The sequence below is a fragment of the Microbacterium sp. B24 genome (genome assembly GCF_000333415.1).
Classification (GTDB): Bacteria; Actinomycetota; Actinomycetes; order Actinomycetales; family Microbacteriaceae; genus Microbacterium.
Map to the genome: position 1 here is coordinate 1 of NZ_BADB01000164.1, position 2,507 is coordinate 2,507.

At 65.1% G+C, this 2,507-nt stretch carries 3 protein-coding genes; 2 read left to right on the forward strand and 1 reads right to left on the reverse strand.

Features of this window, described 5'->3' with window-relative positions:
* Positions 1 to 67: 67 nt before the first annotated feature.
* Entirely contained in the window at positions 68 to 1,060 is a 993-nt protein-coding gene (locus I5I_RS04040) for a putative oxygenase MesX (protein WP_036316695.1), read from the reverse strand.
* A gap of 119 nt (positions 1,061 to 1,179) precedes the next feature.
* Between I5I_RS04040 and I5I_RS04045 the strand changes: the two genes are divergently transcribed.
* Positions 1,180 to 2,121: a LysR family transcriptional regulator gene (locus I5I_RS04045; protein ID WP_036316697.1), complete on the forward strand. Its 942-nt coding sequence runs from the start codon at positions 1,180 to 1,182 to the stop codon at positions 2,119 to 2,121.
* Between the two features lie 67 nt (positions 2,122 to 2,188).
* Positions 2,189 to 2,398, forward strand: coding sequence for a hypothetical protein (locus I5I_RS04050; protein ID WP_036285410.1), 210 nt, complete (start codon positions 2,189 to 2,191; stop codon positions 2,396 to 2,398).
* Positions 2,399 to 2,507: the final 109 nt, after the last annotated feature.

The following is a 2,507-nucleotide window of genomic DNA, read 5'->3' on the forward strand; positions in this document are numbered from 1 at the left end:
GGGCTTGGGAAGCTGCCGACCGTTGTCACCGGCAGCAGAGGAGCTGAATGGACGGTGCCGTCGCCCGTCATGCGACGGGTTCCGCCACGCCGGCGATCCACTGTTCCAGGGTCTGGAGGTGGGGCTTCACGAAGTACTCCTCGGCGTAGCGGCCCTGGGTGACGGCCAGCTGGCTGCGCTCCTCACGGTCGTAGTCGATCTCGGTGCGGACGAAGTCGACATGGTCCAGGGTGGGACGGTAGACCTCGCCGGCGGGGGTGAGTGCGTTGTACACCTCGGGACGATAGATCTTCTGGAACGTCTCCATCGTCGCGATCGTGCCGATCAGTTGCAGATCGGAGAAGTCGTTCAGCAGGTCGCCGCGGAAGTAGAACGCCAGTGGTGCGACGGAGCCGCGCGGCATGAAGTAGCGCACCTGCAGACCCATCCGGGCGAAGTAATCGTCGGTGAGAGAGAAGGCATCCTGAACGTACTCGGTGCCGAGTACCGGGTGCACGAGGCCCGTGCGGCGGTACGTGCGGCTTGTCGACACGCTGATGCAGATCACCGGGGAGCCCGCGAAGCGCTGCCGGTAGGCATCCGACGCCAAGAACCGTTGGAAGAGCTCACCGTGCAGGATGCCGAAATCCTCCGGAACGGTGAACGTCCCCGCGGCAGCTGTCGCTGCCGGCAGCACGACGCTGAAATCGTAGTCGCGCAGATATGAGGAGAAGTTGTTCCCGACGATGCCGCGGTGGCGCTCACCCGTGCGGTGATCGAGGATGCCGACGTCGAGAACCTCGATGATGGGGAAGCGCTCGGCCTCGGCCGTGTCGTCGAATTGAAGCTGCACCGTGACGATGTCGAGTTCGACCCGATAGCGCTCGGCGCCCTGATCGTCGCCGGCGGCGAGCTCGTTGAACCGACGGTCGATCATCGCGAGCGCGTTGCGGAGGTTCTGGCGCCGCCCGGCGCCACGCGCCAGATTCGCGAAGTTCGTCGTCACACGCGAATGCGCGGCGGGTGCGTAGTCCTCGTCGAAACGAGTGGTCGTGATGCTGAAAGCGATGTCGTTCGCCATGCGAGGGCCAATCCTGGGCAGGGGCCGGTACGGCCGCGAATGATGCTGATCCGAGCATGCGGGACGAGCGCTGTCATCGAGTAATGCGCTCAAACTATGCACCCATATAGTCTGTGGCTATGTCTCGACCCCCGATGGGAATCACGCTGCAACAGCTCCAGTACTTCATCGAGGTCGCTGCGGAGGGGTCGATCAGTGCTGCGGCCGACCTGCTGTTCGTGTCGCAGCCGACGATGTCCGCTGCGATGCGCGACCTCGAGAAGAAGATCGGACGCGACCTGCTGCTGCGATCCGCGCGCGGAGTGAGCCTGACCACCGACGGCATCGAGTTCCTCGGATACGCCCGCCAGGTCGTCGAGCAGGCTGCACTGCTCGAACAGCGCTACCTCGGCACTGCTCCCTCGCGGCGCCTGCTGGGCGTCTCCACCCAGCACTACTCTTTCGCCGTCGACGCGTTCGTCCGCATGGTCAGAGCAAGTGATGCCGCCGAGTACGAGTTCTCGCTGCGGGAGACGCGCACCTTCGACATCATCGAGGATGTGCGCACGCTGCGCAGCGAACTCGGCATCCTGTTTCGCAATGAGTTCAACCGCAACGTCATCGGAAAGCTCCTGCGCGACTCGGGGCTGGCATTTCACACGCTCTTCGTCGCCGCACCCCACGTCTTCGTCTCGCGCCGAAACCCGCTCTCGCTGCAGCGGAGCGTGAGTCTCGAAGACCTCTCATCGTTGCCTCGACTCACGTTCGATCAGGGTGCGAACAACTCGTTCTACTTCGCCGAAGAGATCCTGTCGACGCTGTCGAGCTCGCGCGAGATCCGCGTCTCGGATCGCGCCACGATCTTCAACCTGATGATCGGCTTGAACGGTTACACCATCTCGACGGGCATCATCAGCGACGACCTCGATCCCGAGATCGTGGCCGTTGCGCTCGACGTCGACGAGCAGATCGAGATCGGATGGATCGGGCGCACGGCGGTGCCGTTGACCGACCAGGCCCAGCGCTACCTCACCGAACTGCGCCAGGTGGTGGCCGGCTTCGGAGTGTCGCTCGTCGGATGACGGTGAGCCGACCCCTCGATAGTTCCGCCGCGAGCGCGTACCGTCGGCGGTGACGAGAGGAGTCATCATGACCTCGGCATCATCCACCTTGTGGGTCGCATACGGCACTGACGGCAACGTCGTCGGCACGGTGAGAAAGAGCGAGGAGGGCTACACGCCCACGGTCGCCGGCGCCACCGCGAGTGTCGGCACGTATCCGTCCATGGAGGTCGCGAAAAGCGCCCTCCACAGCCACCTTGCTCCCGGGTCCGACTGGCCGCAGTTCCGCCAGCACTAGGCGCTCTGCTGCGCAGCCCGCACCGCCACGGGGCGCGTCCCTGCGCGATCGGATCAGCCCACGCGCGGGGCGCCCGCCGCCGCGACCGGGTCTCGACCGGGGTCGACCT

Coding starts and splice junctions, on each gene's coding strand:
- I5I_RS04050 (WP_036285410.1), top strand. CDS start 2,189: ATGACCTCGGCATCATCCACCTTGTGGGTCGCATACGGCACTGACGGC.
- I5I_RS04040 (WP_036316695.1), bottom strand. CDS start 1,060: ATGGCGAACGACATCGCTTTCAGCATCACGACCACTCGTTTCGACGAG.
- I5I_RS04045 (WP_036316697.1), top strand. CDS start 1,180: ATGTCTCGACCCCCGATGGGAATCACGCTGCAACAGCTCCAGTACTTC.